Genomic DNA, 15,522 nt, shown 5'->3' with positions numbered 1-15,522 from the left:
AGGGGGAAGTAATTTGAGCATAATAATGGATCTTTTTGTCCGCAGCCATCAGCACAGCAAAACACTTACAGACGAAGAATTCTGGGAACTTATACATACTATAGATCACGAATACAAGGGTGACAGCGAGGCAGTTGTATCTTCCCTTATACGCCACCTGAAAAAGTGCGAGGACGAATATATATTTGCCTTTGATGACAAGCTTTCCGAGCTGGTGCACGCATTGGACGGCAAGAGCTGGGCTGACGAGCTTTTCGGCAGCGAGCCTTTTTCCGAGGATAAGTTCCTCAGCGCCAGATATGCGGCTGTGGCAGACGGAATGGAGCATTACAGCAAGATAATCGGTCACAGGGAAAAGCTTTCCGACGATCATATCTATGACCATGACGGCAAGTGGGAGGGCGAGACTGACGGCCTTATGACTGCTGCTGCGGAGGCATGGTCTTATAAGCACAATGAGCCTGTGAGCAAATATCCGCACAAGCTGAAATATGATGTAAAGTCACACAGCAATGCGGAAATGTGGCAATAATATCAAAAAACTAATGAAATGGCTGTTGCAGTGTCATACTGCGGCAGCCTTTTGTGTTATAATGCTGTGCAAGTGAATTTTACTGATTTGTCCGTACCTGCGCCTAACGGCGGAAATCAAATTCGACGTTCCTTGCGGAACGCCTCTTGATTTCAAGCCGCCTGCATGAAATAGTTTTTAGCTTATTTCGATAGGGCATATTCATATGCAAGACTTTGAAATTTCGGTGCAGGCGGCTTATGTAATTTATAATCAGTCGGCTAACGTTGTAATCATTTTAGCCGTCAGCAAAAAGGTTTCGTCGCTTGCGAGCGACGACCAAATGGCTCCGCCCTTTGGAAACCTGCCACCTTTGAAAAGGTGGGCTAAACTTTTTACCTTTGTGCTTATTTGTGCGGACTTTTTTAATTGGTTGATTTACTGCAAAGCTTTATTACATTATCACGCTGCCAATGCAAATCGGGTGTGGTTAAAAATATATGAAAAGGAAATAAAATACTGTAGAAATCTTATACGGCGCTAACGTATAATTATTATGTATCGCATTATTATATAAAAATTAGCAAAGTGATAGGAGGCAGCAGCTTGTTTGAGCTAAATATCCGCTTTCAGCTGGCGGCACTGATATTTGTTGCGGTAATACTTTTTGATTTTCTCAGGTCAAAAAAGATACCTACCGTTGCCAACAAGAAATTCCGTGTGGTAATAATCTGCACTGTTATCAACCTGTTCTGTGACATAACTACTGTTTACACCATCACTCATATGGACACCGTTCCCGACACAGTAAACAAAATAGCCCACAGGGCGCTTTACATATCCATTGCTGCCGTTGTGCAGAGCTTCTACAAGTACATATGCGCTCTTGACAGCGACAAGGGCACGGAAAACAAGATAGTATCGGCGCTGTGCAATCTGCCCTTTGCGGCGGCGGTGGCAAGTGCGCTGTTCCTGAAAATATACTTTGTGTGCGACAATGAAAAATACGCCTACTCACAGGGCGCTGCGGTGGTGGCGATGTTCTTCTTCGTGGGAATACTGCTGCTTATAATCATCAGCACCACTGTAAGGATAAGGATACCCGCCGAAAACAAGATAATGATACTCTGCGGCGTTGGTATCTGGATAACCGTTTGTATAATACAGTATTTTGTGCCAAATCTCCTGCTTACGGGTCTGGGAATTTCCGTAATGCTGCTGCTTGTGTATCTGGCATTTGAAAACCCCGGAGAATACACTGATCACCAGACAGGCTGCTACAACAGATTTGCTTTTGACAGCGTGCTCAATGAGAAGATGCACTCCGAAAAGCCCTTTGATATCATAAGCGTTGTTATTGACGAGCTTGATGCGGTCATCACCCGCTTCGGATACGCCGAGTCACACAGGCTTATGAAGGAAATGGCAGACTTTCTGACCTCGCTTTCCAGTAAAAACGTTTACGTTTACCGTGACGACTGCTTTGCATTTTTCTCGGACAATGAGGGGACTACGGAGACCGTCTGCTGTGCTATCCGGAAAAGGCTTGGGGGCACTTGGGTGCTTCAGGGAATGCCCGTTGCAGTGAGTGCTCATGCGGATGTGCTGAGGTTTCCCGATTTTGCTCACAACTGCGCCGAGGTCAACGATATCCTCAAATATGCGGGTGAACACGTTGAGAGCGGCAAGCTGGTGAACGTTATCGACAAAAAGTGCGCCGACGGCTTCAAGCATGAGACGGAGCTGGTGGCTCTGCTGAAAAATGCGGTTGAAAATGACGGTTTCGACGTATATTATCAGCCTATATATAACCTTGAAAAGGAAAAATACACTTCTGCGGAAGCGCTTATCCGCCTCAGCGACACAGGCAGCTTCGGTCAGGTATCGCCCGACGAGTTCATTCCCGTGGCGGAAAAGAACGGACTTATCACGGATATCGGCAACATCGTGCTGAAAAAGGTGTGCCGCTTTATCAGCGGAAACAGGATAAACGAGCTGGGTATCGACTACGTGGAAGTAAATCTTTCGGGCGTGCAGATAGTTAACAGCAGCCTGCCCGACGATATTATGGCGGTGCTGAACGAGCACAATGTTCCCTCGCATTTCCTCAACTTTGAAATGGCTGAAACAGCCGAGACTTCAAACCACATGGCGGTGAATATCCACAGGATAAGGAGCGGCGGAAGCGGCTTCTCGCTGGAGGATTTCGGCAAGGTGGGTTCGGGTCTTTCAAAGATAACCGACAACGGTTTTGACATCATCAAGCTGGATAAGAGCCTTGTTCAGCCATGCCTTGACAGGGAAAACAAAAAGGCGGGCATTATCCTTGAAAGCCTTATCGGAATGATACGTCAGCTGGGCATTGAGATCGCCGCAGAGGGCGTTGAGACCGAAGAGATGGCGAATGAGCTTATTTCCGACGGGGTAAACTATCTTCAGGGATATTATTACTCCAGACCCCTCAGCGAGGGTAAATTCCTGGAATTTATAAAGCAGCACAACATGAAAGGAACATAATTTATGGCAGAACTTACACCAACCTATGACGAGCAGCCTGTAAAGGCGATAATCGTTACTGTAGATACGGGTGAATTTGACGCAGAGCTTTCGCTGGGCGAGCTGGAAGAGCTTGCTCATACCGCAGGTGCGGAGGTTGTGGGAAGCGTGCTCCAGAAAAGGCCTTCTCCCGACACTGCCACATATATCGGCTCGGGCAGGCTTGAAGAGCTGGTGCCTCAGATAGAGGCGCTGGAAGCAGACCTGCTCATATTCGACTGCGAGCTTACCGCAAATCAGACCAAAAACATCGAAGCGGTCACAGATGTGCGTGTTATCGACCGCACCACCCTTATTCTTGATATATTCGCACAGAGGGCACTTTCCGCAGAGGGACGCATTCAGGTCGAGCTGGCGCAGCAGAAGTACCGCCTTGCCCACCTTGCGGGCAAGGGCGTGTCGCTGTCACGACTGGGCGGCGGTATCGGAACCAGAGGCCCCGGTGAGTCCAAGCTTGAAACCGACAGGCGACATATCCGCCGCAGGATAGAAATACTTGAGGGCGACCTTAAAGAGATACGAAAGCGCCGTGACCTTATCAGAAACAGGCGCAAAAAGGATAATGTTATTACGGCTGCCATTGTGGGCTACACCAACGTGGGCAAGTCCACGCTGCTCAACGCCCTTACCGATGCGGGAGTTCTGGCTGAAAACAAGCTCTTTGCAACCCTGGACGTAACTTCCCGTGCGATAGAGCTGCCCGACGGCAGAAGCGTTCTTCTGGCGGATACTGTAGGGCTTATCAGGCGGCTGCCCCACAATCTGGTTGAGGCGTTCAAGAGCACTCTTGAAGAGGCTGCCAATGCGGATATTATCCTGAACATCATCGACATCAGCTCCGATGACGCATACGGACAGGCTCAGGTCACGGAAGAGCTGCTGAACGAGCTGGGCTGCGAGGGCATTCCCAGAATAAACGTGCTCAACAAGTGCGACAAGCTGGCAGGCTGGGAAAATATCCCAGAGGACGATAACACCGTCAAGATATCCGCAAAGGAGAAGATAGGCTTTGACCGTCTCCTTGAATGTATAGCGGCAAATCTCCCCGAAACATCGGTGCGTGGCAGCTTTGTTATCCCCTATGACAAGGGAAATCTGCTGAATGTTATCCGTGACGAGGGCAAGATATTCTCCGAAGAATACACAGCGGAGGGCACTCTCATTGACGCTCTTGTTGATAACAAAGTGTATTATCTTGTAGAAAAATACAAACAGTAATATAGGTAATAAAAATGCTGAACATAAACGTTATAACCGTGGGCAAGCTCAAGGAAAGCTACCTGAGAGATGCCTGCGCCGAATATGAAAAGCGGCTGGGGGCATACAGCACCATAAAGGTCATAGAGCTGGCTGAAAGCCGTCTGCCCGACTCGCCCTCTCAGAAAGAGATAGCAAATGCCCTTGAAAACGAGGCGGACATGATACTGAAAAAGATCACACCTCAGAGTGCAGTCATAGCCATGTGCATCGAGGGCAAGATGATGTCCTCCGAGGACTTTTCGCACAAGCTGGAGGGCTTTGCGCTGGAGGGCAAAAGCACTGTGAACCTGATAATCGGCAGCTCATACGGGCTTTCGGACAGGGTGAAGAGTGCGGCGCACCTGAGACTTTCAATGTCGCCCATGACATTTCCTCATCAGCTGGCAAGGGTGATGCTGCTGGAACAGCTTTACCGTGCTATGAGCATTTCGGCGAATGGAAAATATCATAAATAAGAATAAACAAAGCTCCGTCGATTGGCGGAGCTTTTACATTTTTCTGTAAACTGCAGGTTTGATATATTTGTACTTGGTATCACGGGAAAGGGACTCCGCATGACCGATAAACAGATATCCCCCCTGCTTGGTCACGTTATAAAAACGCTCCGCAAGGGCATCTCTGGTGGGTGCGTCAAAATATATCATAACATTCCGGCAGCTTATAAGGTCAAAGGGCTTTTTGTACTTTATGTCGTCCATAAGGTTGAACTTCTTGAATATGACCTGGTTGCGTATCCTGTCTGCCACCTGATATACGCCCTTTTCCATGCGCACAAAGTAGCTCCTTACCCATTCGGGTGGGAGACCCTCCAGCATATCGGCGGTATAGATGCCTGCCTTGGCTGTCCGAAGAACCTCGGTATCAAGGTCGGTAGCAAGGATATGGGTGTCCCACAGCTCCTTGCGGCTGCCGAAGTAGTGGTCGATTGTCATTGCAAGGGTATATGCCTCCTGACCCGTTGATGAAGCTGCGCACCATATACGCATATCGTGGTCGGTCACGGTATTCTCGATATAGGGCAGGATATCCGTTTCAAGGAACCTGAAATGGTCAGGCTCACGCATAAATGAGGTATGGTTGGTGGTAAGGCTGTTTATCAGGCGTATCTTTTCCCTGCCGCTGTCGTTCAGGGCGTGGTCAAGATAGTCGGTGAAATTATCATATCCTCTTGCGGCGGCAATGCCTGTCAGGCGGCTTTCTATAAGTATTCGTTTTTTTTCAAGGTTGATACCGTAGTTGGTTTTTATAAAATTAACCACACGGTAAAAATCATCGTCGCTCAGTTTAAGCATCGGTGCACCTATCTCTCTCGTATTAAAGGGTAATGAGTGTTGATATCTGAACTTTTGCTTGTGCTGTATCAAAAATCCCTTTGAAACCATTATACTATATTTTTACAGCTTCTACAAGAGAATTGCCGAAATATTACGGTGATTTATCATAAGAATTTGCAGGCTCATTTTCAGCTAATTTGTACAAAATGTCGATTTGTTATTATGTGAGATAGGATATCTTAACTTTTATTCCCCAGCGGAGGTATCCCAGTCCTTGCAGACGCTTAACCATTTTTCAAATCCTGAATATTTTTCAAGCTCAGGCAATAAGATACAGCAATGCCGCACCTTTTTGGGGGTGCGGCATATTTTTTACTTTGCGTATTCGATTGCACGGCTCTCTCTGATAAGATGTACCTTGATCTGTCCGGGATAATCCATCTCGTTTTCGATCCTCTGAGCAATTTCTCTTGCAACGAGTACCATCTTTTCGTCGTTTACCTGCTCGGGAACTACCATTATGCGGACTTCACGGCCTGCCTGGATAGCGTAGGATTTCTCAACGCCCTCGTAGGAGGTGCATATTTCCTCAAGCTTCTGGAGACGCTTGATGTAGTTTTCGTAATTTTCGTTTCTTGCACCGGGTCTTGCAGCGGAAATCGCATCTGCTGCCTGGACCAGAGCGGCGATAACGGTCTTGGTCTCAACATCGCCGTGGTGAGCCTCGATAGCGTGGATTACCTCGGGGCTTTCCTTGTACTTGCGGCACACGTCAACGCCTATCTGAACGTGAGAACCTTCGATCTCATAGCTCAGCGCCTTGCCGATATCGTGGAGCAGACCTGCACGTCTTGCAAGGTTTGCGTCAACACCAAGCTCGGAAGCCATTATGCCTGCCAGATGTGCGACCTCGATAGAATGGTTGAGCACGTTCTGACGGTAGGAGGTTCTGTATCTGAGACGGCCGATAAGGCGTACCAGCTCGTGATTGATTCCGTGAACATTGGTCTCGAGGATAGCTCTTTCGCCCTCCTGCTTGATCTTATGCTCGACCTCACGCTTTGCCTTATCCACCATTTCCTCTATTCTTGCGGGGTGGATTCTTCCGTCGGCGATAAGCTTTTCAAGTGCGATCCTTGCTACCTCACGGCGGGCAGGGTCGAAGCAGGAAAGTGTGATCGCTTCGGGAGTATCGTCGATGATGAGCTCGACGCCTGTAAGTGTTTCGAGAGTTCTGATGTTTCTTCCCTCTCTACCTATTATTCTTCCCTTCATCTCATCGTTGGGAAGGGGAACTACCGAGACTGCGGTCTCAGCTACCTGATCTGCTGCACACTTGGATATTGCCAGCGAGATAAGGTCTCTTGCCTTTTCCTCGCAGGTATCCTTGAGCTGCTGCTCGTACTGCTGGATCTTGAGAGCCTTTTCGTGGACAAGGTCATTTTCCAGCATTGAAAGCAGATGCTCCTTTGCCTGATCCATGGTGAGCTGGGATATCTTTTCCAGCATTTCCATCTGGGATTTCTTGATCTTGTCAGCCTCTTCAAGCTTTTCATCGGCTGCTTTCAGCTTTTTCTGGAGCTGATCGTCCTTCTTTTCAAGGGCGTCATTCTTCTTGTCAAGGTTTTCTTCCTTCTGCTGGATACGGCGTTCCTGACGGGTAAGCTCGTTCCTGCGCTCCTTGATCTCCTTTTCAAGCTCTGTGCGGCTCTTGTGGATCTCGTCCTTAGCCTCGACCAGCGCTATCTTCTTCTTGCTGTCAGCCTCTTCCTTTGCTGCTTCAATGATTCTTTCGGCTTCCTTTTCGGCAGAGCCTATCGCTGCTTCTGCCTGGGATTTGCGGTACTTTATGCCTGCACGGAAAAATACAAATCCCGCTACGGCCGCCGTTGCCACAAATATTGCAATATAGATCACGTACTGCAAATTTATTACCTCCTTCATTCAAACTGATTATGATAATCGCTTCGGAGGCAGTTGGTATTTGATTGATTTTCGTTATCCGCAGTTTTCTTTTTGTTATGCGGATATTAAGAACATTAAGTTATAATACGGCGAGCGCAGTCCTACTTTATGGTTTGCTTTGGTCTTATTGCATATGCTTTCTCCATTTAAAATAAGAACACATTCAGAATATTAAGCCTGACGGGCATTTGCTGCCCGAATGTATATGAAAATCTTCTATACACAAAATACCTATAGAAGCGACAAATGTAAAAGCAGTTTTATTTTATAACACGCCGCAGCTTCCTGACACTGTGTCAGCGGGCTTTGCGGAGTGCATTGATTTATATACTGCAAACACATTTTTATTGTAATATAATTTTCCCCGCTTGTCAAGGAATTTTATATAATTTAACACTATTCAATAAGAAATTTGTGGTTTTGCTGTATAAAAATACAGTTGACAGGAATGCGGTTTAGTGATATGATAATCATAAGAAAAAATACTTTTAAAGTGTTGATGAAGAATCCTTTTCACGCATTGCGGCTTTCAGAGACTGTCCGACGGTAGGCTGGGATCGGGCGGGGCTGCGCATGAACGGGAACCGTCTTCTGAGCCTGCTTAATAGGCAGCGGCGCTCCCGTTACAGAGCATATGAGGCATTTGCAGCCTGCAATGAGGCGGTGCAAGTGCGAAAACGGGTGGAATCACGGTAAAATATCGTCCCGAGGCTTCGGCTTCGGGACGTTTTTATTTTTTATAAGGAAGATTTTAAGATGAACACATTAAACGATCTGTATGTAAGGCTTTCAAGCATTGCGGTGTTCCGCAACGTGCTGAAGCTCAAAACCATGGGAAGGCTGCTGACGATGCTCAAGGAACAGTCCCCCGAGGCCTGCGGCGAGTTCGTTCACTCTCTTTACAGGCACGGCTCCAACCTTTCCGACTATGTCATCAAGGCTGTTACCGAGGACGAGAACGCATATCTGCTGCGAAAGGCACGCCGTGACAATGTTTCTCCCGTAATGGAGAACGCTGTCCGCCGTGAACTGGGGCTTTTTGAGGAAATTTCCATGCTGACCACGGAAAATGTCCGCACAGCTATGGGCTACATGGGTTATCTGCCCGAGTGGGAGAACACTCATTACGATTTCCATGCCCTTTACGCTGAGCGCCTTGACCAGCTTTTTACCAAGGGCTACGGCATTTTTGCAAAATACACCGCATTTATGCTCAAAGACCACGTTATCGAGCCTGTTCTCACTCCCGACCCCCAGAGGCTCTCTCAGCTTCCCGCTTATGAGACCCAGAGGAAAAAGGTCATTGACAACACACTTGCTCTCATCAAGGGCAAGCCTGCGGCAAACTGCCTGCTTTACGGCGATGCGGGCACTGGCAAATCCTCCACTGTAAAGGCTGTGGTAAACGAGTTTGCGGACAGGGGACTGAGGCTCATAGAACTGAAAAAATCCCAGCTCCACGAACTGCCCGACGTTATGGACGCTATTGCGGATAATCCCCTTAAATTCATCATTTTCATCGACGACCTGTCATTCTCCTCGGACGATGCGGATTTCGGTGCGCTGAAAGCTGTGCTTGAAGGCTCCATTGCCTCCAAGGCATCAAATGCTGTCATCTACGCCACCAGCAACCGCCGCCACCTTGTCAAGGAAAGCTTTGCCGACCGTGACGGTGACGATATCCATGCAAGAGATACCCGTGAGGAGCTGGCTTCCCTTTCCGAGCGCTTCGGCTTGAAGGTAACGTTCCTGAAGCCTGACAAGGACACATATCTGAAGATAGTTGAGTACCTTGCAGGTCAGTACGGAATTGAAATGGATAAGGACGAGCTGTTCACCAAGGCTGAGGCGTATGCTCTCCGCAGAAGCGGCAGAAGCGGACGTGCCGCACGTCATTTTGTTGAAATGCTCAAGGCTGAAGAGCCATCCGACAATGAATAAGGAAAACGTTATGAAAAAAAGATTTTTAACTGTAATTTGCCTGTTATCCGTTATGGCACTTTCCGCTTGTGGTGATAACGCAAGCAATGGCACTGCCGAAAATAATGCTGTGACACTGCCGATGACAGACGGCAAGCCTGTTGTGACAGATGAGGCTGAAACACAGGAAACATCGGAAACCGCTGAGGAAGCTCAGTCGGAAGATGCGACTGAAACTGAAGCATCTGATATTGATAATGTCGTATCTCCTGCCGAATATAACATATCTTCCCTTAAAGGCCCTACCACAATGGGCATGGCAAAGCTTATGTCCGACAGCGAAAACAATCTTACCGCAAATAAATATAATGTGTCGATTTTCGGCACTGCCGATGAGATAGTTGCGGGAGTTGTCAGCGGAAGCACAGATATTGCAAATGTTCCCGCAAATCTGGCGGCTGTGCTTTACAACAAGACCGAGGGGGCAATAGATGTTGCCGCCGTTAATACTCTCGGCGTGCTTTACGTGGTAACAAGCGGCGAGGAGATAAACTCTGTTGCCGACCTTAAAGGCAAGGTGGTTTATTCCACAGGCAAGGGCACCACTCCCGAGTATGTTTTCAACTACATTCTCCGTCAGAACGGTCTTGAGCCGCAGACGGACGTTACTGTTGAATATAAGTCCGAGGCAAGCGAATGTGCTGCCGTTATGGCTGAAAGCGAAAATGCGATAGCAGTTCTCCCACAGCCTTATGTTACTGCGGCACAGCTCCGGAACGAGAACATAAAGATAGCTCTCAGCCTTACGGACGAGTGGGAAAAGGTGTGCGATACTCCTCTTATCACGGGCGTTACCGTGGCGCAGAAAAGCGTTATAGAAGAGAACACTGCTGCATTTGATGATTTCCTTGGCGAATATCAGGCTTCGGTGGATTTCGTGAATGAAAATACCGATGAAGCTGCAGAGCTTATCGGCGGCTATGATATTGTAAAAGCGCCTGTTGCCAAAAAGGCTCTTCCATACTGCAACATCACCCTGCTGAGGGGCGAGGATATGAGAAGCGCTGTAAGCGGCTACTGGAATGTGCTTTTCGAGGCAGACCCCAAGGCTGTTGGCGGTACGCTCCCTGATGACGGCGCTTTTTATATGGAAATGATAAATGAATAAGTCTGACAAAAAGGACTTTTTTCAAAAGATGCTGAGCATATTGTTCTGGCTTGCTTTGTGGCAGGCGGTGGCAATGGCACTCAACAAAAGCATTATACTGGTAACTCCCGTTGCGGCGGTGAAAAGGCTTTTTGAGCTTATCCCGCAGGCGGATTTCCGGCGGACGGTGCTAAACTCATTCCTCAGGATAGGCGGCGGATTTATGCTGGCGCTTATCATGGGAACGGTGCTTGCGGCGCTTTCCGCAGGATACAAGCTCATGCGCACCCTGATATCGCCCCTTATGACGGCGGTTAAGGCGGTGCCTGTGGCATCGTTCATCATATTTGCACTGTTTTTTATGAAAAGCAGAGAGCTTTCGGTTCTGATATCTTTCCTCATGGTGCTTCCCGTGATATACGAGGCGGTGCTGGAGGGAGCGGAAAGCACAGACAGGGAGCTTAAAGAAGCGGCGGAAGTATTCAGGCTGGACGGTGCAAAAAAGCTCCGATACCTGTATTTTCCCGCTGTTATGCCATTCCTAACTGCGGCGTGCAGGACGGGAGCGGCGCTGGCTTTCAAAAGCGGCACTGCGGCAGAGGTGATAGGTCAGCCCGATCTTACCATGGGCGATATGCTTTATCGGGCGAAAATTTATCTTGAAACTGCCGACCTTTTTGCTTGGACGCTGGTAATAATCATATTGGCAAAGCTCTTTGAGCTTTTGATATCAAAGGCTCTGGGTTTTATATACAAAAGATCACAGAAAGTGAAAATAAAAGGGGGTGTTTGCTCCGATGACAAGTAAAAATTTTTCAAAGGAGCGGCATACCGCACCTGCGGCAAATGCCGTTGAATTTCTGTAAATCATGCAAAAAAATATATATAAGGAGATATTTATTATGGTAAAGCTTACTTTAAAAGACGGCTCCGTAAGAGAAGCCGAGAGCGGAGTTTCCGCTGCTGAAATAATCAAGGACATCGGCATGGGACTGTACAAGGCTGCCTGCTGCGTAAAGCTGGATGGCGTTGTATGCGACCTGCGCACTCCCGTTGAAAAGGACTGCACCTTTGAGGTATGCACCTTTGATTCCGAGGACGGCAAGAAGACCTTCTGGCACACCGCTTCCCACATTCTTGCTCAGGCTGTAAAGAGAGTTTACCCTGAGGTAAAGCTTTCTATCGGCCCCTCTATCGAAAACGGATTTTACTATGATTTTGACACAGACCACCCCTTTACCTCCGATGACCTGGCTAAGTTCGAGGCTGAGATGAAGAAGATCGTCAAGGAGGGTCTGGAGCTTTCACGCTTTGAGCTTACTCCCGACGAGGCTGTTGCAAAGCTTACCGAAATGGGCGAGCCTTACAAGGTGGAGCTTTGCAAGGAGCACAGCGACAAGGGTGAAAAGATAAGCTTCTACAAGCAGGGCGAGTTCATTGACCTGTGCGCAGGCCCCCACCTTATGTCCGTTGCACCCGTAAAGGCATTCAAGCTCACCAACTGCACAGGCGCTTACTGGAGAGGCGACTCCAAGGGCAAGCAGCTTTGCAGAATTTACGGTACTGCATTCCCCAAGGCTTCCGAGCTTGAGGCTTATCTCAAGCAGGTAGAAGAGGCTAAGAACCGTGACCACAACAAGATCGGCCGTGAGCTTGAATATTTCACAACTGTTGATTATATCGGTCAGGGTCTGCCTATACTCCTCCCCAAGGGCGCAAAGGTTATCCAGCTGATGCAGAGATGGGTAGAGGACGTTGAGGCTTCCAAGGGCTGCCAGCTCACCAAGACTCCTTACATGGCTAAGAGAGAGCTTTACAAAATTTCCGGCCACTGGGATCACTACCTTGACGGTATGTTCGTTCTGGGCGACCCCAACGATGAGGAAAAGGAATGCTTCGCACTCCGTCCCATGACCTGCCCCTTCCAGTATCAGGTATTTCTGAACCGTCAGCGTTCCTACCGTGACCTGCCCATGAGACTGACCGAGACCTCCACACTGTTCAGAAACGAGGACAGCGGTGAGATGCACGGCCTTATCAGAGTAAGACAGTTCACCATTTCCGAGGGTCACTACATTGTTCGTCCCGAGCAGCTGGAGGACGAGTTCAGAGGCTGCCTGGAGCTTGCAAAGTACTTCCTTGGCACTGTAGGACTTCTTGAGGACTGCACATTCAGATTCTCCCAGTGGGATCCCGCTAACCCCAAGAATAAGTACGAGGGTACTCCCGAGCAGTGGGAACACGCTCAGGCTGCCATGAAGACTATCCTTGAGGACCTTGGCATTGAATATACCATCGGTATCGACGAGGCTGCATTCTATGGTCCTAAGCTCGATATCCAGTACAAGAACGTATTCGGCAAGGAAGATACTCTGGTAACGATCCAGATAGATATGCTCCTTGCACAGCGCTTCGGCATGGAATATGTTGATGTTGACGGCACTAAGAAAAATCCTTACATCATTCACCGTACAAGCCTTGGCTGCTATGAGAGAACACTTGCATATCTGCTTGAAAAGTATGCAGGCGCACTTCCTCTCTGGCTCTCACCCGAGCAGGTACGTATCCTTCCTGTTACCGACCGTGCAAAGGAATACGGCGAGAGCATTGCGGACAAGCTCACAAACATGGGTATCCGTGTAACTGTTGATAACAGAAACGAGAAGATAGGCTACAAGATCCGTCAGGCACAGCTTGAAAAGATTCCTTACTTCTTTATCGTAGGCGACAAGGAAGTTGAGGACAACACCGTTTCTCTCCGTTCCAGAAAGGACGGCGACATGGGCGCATCACCTCTGAACGATGTTATTTCCAAGATCGTTGAGGAGAACGCTTCCAAGGCAAGATAACCATATTTCATAACTTGATTTTGTGACTCTCAGGGAGCGGAACTTTTTCGCTCCCTGTATTTTTAGGAGGACTGCATTTGAGAAGCGAAAACAGGCTCCTTGACATTGCCGAAGAGCTTCAGAGCATAGCTCAGAATGGACTTGCCTATGTCAAGGACGTATATGACATGGAGCGCTATACCCGCCTGCGGGAGCTTTCCGCTGAGCTTATGAGCATGATAAGCGGCGAGCCTATAGAAAAGGTGAAAGATCTTTTCTGCACGGATAAGGGGTATCAGACACCTAAGATAGACACCCGTTCTGCCGTTTTCAGGGAGGGGAAAATTCTCCTTGTGAAGGAAAATAACGGCGAGTGGTCTCTCCCGGGCGGCTGGTGCGACCCATGGCTCTCGGTAGGTGAAAATGCCGTAAAGGAAACAAAGGAGGAGTCGGGTATGGACGTGACCCCTCTGCGGATAATTGCAGTCCAGGACAGGGACAGGCACAATAAGCCCGAATATGCCTGGAAAATATGCAAGGTATTTGTGCTTTGCAGGCTTGAGGGCGGCGAGTTTGCTCCCAACAGTGAGACTGTGGAATGCGGATTTTTCTCGTTAGATGAGCTTCCCGAGCTGTGTGGTGCCAAAAATACAAGAGAGCAGGTAGAAATGTGCTTTGAGGCGGCGGAAAACGAGGATTTCAGGACGCTGTTTGACTGATGCGGAGGTAAAATATGAAGCTCAGACCATATTCAAGACGTGTTTACTATTATGAAACTGATAAGATGGGCATAGTACACCATTCCAACTATATCCGCTGGTTCGAGGAGGCGAGAGTTGACCTTATCGAGCAGGCGGGACTGCCTTTTGAAACAGTGGAAGCTCAGGGGCTTATGACCCCCGTGCTCAGTGCGGAATGTACCTACAAGCTGCCGTTCAGGTTCGGTGATGATTTTATTGTAAAGGCATATATCCCCGATTTCGGCGGGGCAAGGTTTTCCGTGACCTATGAGGTCTATGACAATGAGGGCGTGCTCCACGCTTCGGGAAAGACTACTCACTGCTTTGTTGATATGGATATGCGCCCCGTAAGGATAAAAAAGACCCACCCTCACGTTTATGAGGTGTATGACGAGATTTGCAGAAGTACGGAGGAACTTTATGATGAATAAACAAATTGCGGCGGTACTGGGGCTTGCACTTATGCTCACCACCTGCGGAAATAATGACAATACAGCACCCGATATGTCCGTTACCGAAAGTGAGACGATCACCGAGATATCTGCGGAAAGCGAAACAGCTTCCGAGACTGCTTCCGAAACCACTGCCGAAGTCTCTGAGGAGACCCTTGCGGAAACAGAAGCTGTTACTGAGGATATAACCGAAGCATCATCGGAGGAGCAGGAAACGGAAAATACCGCCGATTACAGAGATGCCTACAAAGCAAAGCTCATTGAAGTGATGTATGACGAAAACGCAACATCTCCCTCATTCGATCTCTTTGATATGGATAATGACGGCATACCCGAGCTGTTTATGTCTATCGACAACTATCACGCAGCAGGCGTTTTTGCATACACATTCAAAAACGGCACTCTTGTGAACCTGTCAGGAGGCAACACCACATTCGGTTCATACGGCGAAGCAGCTGTAAGTGCCGACGGATATCTCACAAGCGGATATATGGGAATGGGTATGACATCTGATTATTTTTATAAGCTCGAAGGTGATAAGCTTGTGCTGAAAAAAAGCATCGTATCGGAAGAGTTCCCTGACCCCACCGACGATGAACCTTATCATTTTTCACTGAAGTATAAAGTAAATGATGAATATGTAACGGAAGAGGAATACAACTCCGCCTTTGACGAATACGATGCTCATGACTGGGTGACTGTGGGCAGAGGAACAATCATCAGCGTAGCAAACATAGATTCCGTGCTTTATGCCGAGTAAAAAGGAGAGCTTATGCACACAGTAGAAATATTCACCGACGGAGCCTGTTCGGGAAATCCGGGCCCCGGCGGCTGGGGAGCTATCCTGCGAATGGGTGAGCATTACAAGG

General features: G+C 48.3%; 14 protein-coding genes (1 of these 14 cut by a window edge). 12 read left to right on the top strand and 2 right to left on the bottom strand.

Features of this window, described 5'->3' with window-relative positions; all coding sequences use genetic code 11:
• Window positions 1–13 precede the first annotated feature (13 nt).
• The 4 genes from OCV68_RS04300 (at window position 14) to rlmH (ending at window position 4,782) form a co-directional block, all read left to right on the top strand.
• Window positions 14–532, top strand: coding sequence for a DUF4240 domain-containing protein (locus OCV68_RS04300; RefSeq protein WP_147622893.1), 519 nt, complete (start codon window positions 14–16; stop codon window positions 530–532).
• 585 nt (window positions 533–1,117) lie between these two features.
• Window positions 1,118–3,028 carry an EAL domain-containing protein gene (locus tag OCV68_RS04295; RefSeq protein WP_262571010.1) on the top strand — a complete coding sequence of 637 codons (1,911 nt, stop codon included), beginning with the start codon at window positions 1,118–1,120 and terminating at the stop codon, window positions 3,026–3,028.
• Window positions 3,029–3,031: 3 nt separating this feature from the next.
• Window positions 3,032–4,285, top strand: a complete 1,254-nt coding sequence (gene hflX, locus OCV68_RS04290) for a GTPase HflX (protein ID WP_147622891.1) — start codon at window positions 3,032–3,034, stop codon at window positions 4,283–4,285.
• Between the two features lie 14 nt (window positions 4,286–4,299).
• Entirely contained in the window at window positions 4,300–4,782 is a 483-nt protein-coding gene (rlmH, locus tag OCV68_RS04285) for a 23S rRNA (pseudouridine(1915)-N(3))-methyltransferase RlmH (protein ID WP_147622890.1), read from the top strand.
• Window positions 4,783–4,815: 33 nt separating this feature from the next.
• Here the strand turns inward: rlmH and OCV68_RS04280 are convergent, their stop codons facing one another.
• The gene (locus OCV68_RS04280; RefSeq protein ID WP_022476109.1) at window positions 4,816–5,619 is read right to left on the bottom strand and encodes a CheR family methyltransferase; all 804 of its coding nucleotides are present in this window, start codon (window positions 5,617–5,619) and stop codon (window positions 4,816–4,818) included.
• A gap of 354 nt (window positions 5,620–5,973) precedes the next feature.
• Window positions 5,974–7,545, bottom strand: a complete 1,572-nt coding sequence (gene rny, locus OCV68_RS04275) for a ribonuclease Y (RefSeq protein ID WP_262571006.1) — start codon at window positions 7,543–7,545, stop codon at window positions 5,974–5,976.
• Window positions 7,546–8,322: 777 nt separating this feature from the next.
• Here rny and OCV68_RS04270 point away from each other — a divergent pair.
• The 8 genes from OCV68_RS04270 to rnhA all read left to right on the top strand — a co-directional run.
• Window positions 8,323–9,507 (top strand): ATP-binding protein, encoded by a 1,185-nt coding sequence (locus OCV68_RS04270; protein WP_262571004.1) that lies wholly within the window; start codon window positions 8,323–8,325, stop codon window positions 9,505–9,507.
• A 10-nt stretch (window positions 9,508–9,517) separates the two neighbouring features.
• The gene (locus OCV68_RS04265) at window positions 9,518–10,654 is read left to right on the top strand and encodes an ABC transporter substrate-binding protein (protein ID WP_262571002.1); all 1,137 of its coding nucleotides are present in this window, start codon (window positions 9,518–9,520) and stop codon (window positions 10,652–10,654) included.
• 73 nt (window positions 10,655–10,727) lie between these two features.
• Complete coding sequence (locus tag OCV68_RS04260) at window positions 10,728–11,441, top strand: ABC transporter permease (protein WP_022476113.1); 714 nt, start codon at window positions 10,728–10,730, stop codon at window positions 11,439–11,441.
• Between the two features lie 94 nt (window positions 11,442–11,535).
• Window positions 11,536–13,482, top strand: coding sequence for a threonine--tRNA ligase (gene thrS, locus OCV68_RS04255; RefSeq protein ID WP_262570999.1), 1,947 nt, complete (start codon window positions 11,536–11,538; stop codon window positions 13,480–13,482).
• Window positions 13,483–13,559: 77 nt separating this feature from the next.
• Window positions 13,560–14,180 (top strand): NUDIX hydrolase N-terminal domain-containing protein, encoded by a 621-nt coding sequence (locus OCV68_RS04250; protein WP_262570997.1) that lies wholly within the window; start codon window positions 13,560–13,562, stop codon window positions 14,178–14,180.
• Window positions 14,181–14,194: 14 nt separating this feature from the next.
• On the top strand, window positions 14,195–14,632 hold the full coding sequence (locus tag OCV68_RS04245; RefSeq protein ID WP_262570996.1) for an acyl-CoA thioesterase: 438 nt from the start codon (window positions 14,195–14,197) through the stop codon (window positions 14,630–14,632).
• Window positions 14,622–15,413 (top strand): hypothetical protein, encoded by a 792-nt coding sequence (locus tag OCV68_RS04240; protein WP_262570995.1) that lies wholly within the window; start codon window positions 14,622–14,624, stop codon window positions 15,411–15,413. Before OCV68_RS04245 ends, OCV68_RS04240 begins: the two co-directional genes overlap by 11 nt.
• A gap of 12 nt (window positions 15,414–15,425) precedes the next feature.
• A protein-coding gene (gene rnhA / locus OCV68_RS04235; protein ID WP_022476117.1) for a ribonuclease HI crosses the window boundary here: on the top strand, window positions 15,426–15,522 show its beginning. The gene runs 347 nt beyond the window's last position; the window shows 97 of its 444 coding nt (coding positions 1–97); it begins with the start codon at window positions 15,426–15,428; its stop codon lies off the right edge, out of view.

The sequence above is a fragment of the Huintestinicola butyrica genome, assembly GCF_025567215.1.
Lineage (GTDB): Bacteria > Bacillota > Clostridia > Oscillospirales > Ruminococcaceae > Huintestinicola > Huintestinicola butyrica.
This window is presented reverse-complemented; position numbering and strand designations above follow the sequence as displayed.

Bases quoted from the DNA above. Each gene is read 5' to 3' on its own strand.
- hflX (WP_147622891.1), top strand. From the start codon at position 3,032: ATGGCAGAACTTACACCAACCTATGACGAGCAGCCTGTAAAGGCGATA.
- rlmH (WP_147622890.1), top strand. From the start codon at position 4,300: ATGCTGAACATAAACGTTATAACCGTGGGCAAGCTCAAGGAAAGCTAC.
- OCV68_RS04280 (WP_022476109.1), bottom strand. From the start codon at position 5,619: ATGCTTAAACTGAGCGACGATGATTTTTACCGTGTGGTTAATTTTATA.
- rny (WP_262571006.1), bottom strand. From the start codon at position 7,545: ATGAAGGAGGTAATAAATTTGCAGTACGTGATCTATATTGCAATATTT.
- OCV68_RS04270 (WP_262571004.1), top strand. From the start codon at position 8,323: ATGAACACATTAAACGATCTGTATGTAAGGCTTTCAAGCATTGCGGTG.
- OCV68_RS04265 (WP_262571002.1), top strand. From the start codon at position 9,518: ATGAAAAAAAGATTTTTAACTGTAATTTGCCTGTTATCCGTTATGGCA.
- OCV68_RS04260 (WP_022476113.1), top strand. From the start codon at position 10,728: ATGGCACTCAACAAAAGCATTATACTGGTAACTCCCGTTGCGGCGGTG.
- thrS (WP_262570999.1), top strand. From the start codon at position 11,536: ATGGTAAAGCTTACTTTAAAAGACGGCTCCGTAAGAGAAGCCGAGAGC.
- OCV68_RS04245 (WP_262570996.1), top strand. From the start codon at position 14,195: ATGAAGCTCAGACCATATTCAAGACGTGTTTACTATTATGAAACTGAT.
- OCV68_RS04240 (WP_262570995.1), top strand. From the start codon at position 14,622: ATGATGAATAAACAAATTGCGGCGGTACTGGGGCTTGCACTTATGCTC.